At 68.7% G+C, this 211-nt stretch carries 1 protein-coding gene; it reads left to right on the plus strand.

Annotation, left to right across the window (positions count from 1 at the left end; all coding sequences use genetic code 11):
- Window positions 1–211 (plus strand): sigma-70 domain-containing protein (locus KUG39_RS17775; protein ID WP_286193286.1); only part of this gene is annotated, 211 nt, incomplete at both ends.

Here is a 211-nt window from a genome sequence, read left to right on the forward strand (position 1 = left end):
CCTCAACAAGCTCAAGAAGGGCCAGCGGGAGCTCAGCCAGGAGCTGGGCCGCACCCCCACCCTGAGCGAACTGGCCGTGGCGGTGGAACTGCCCGAGGAGGAGGTGAAAGACCTCCTCTGCCGGGCCCGCCAGCCGGTGAGCCTGGAGACGAAGGTGGGCGACGGTGAGGACACCGAACTGCTGGATCTGCTGGCCGGCGACGACCTGCTG

Origin of the sequence: Synechococcus sp. CCAP 1479/10 (assembly GCF_019038515.1) — a bacterium.
Taxonomy (GTDB): Bacteria; Cyanobacteriota; Cyanobacteriia; order PCC-6307; family Cyanobiaceae; genus Cyanobium.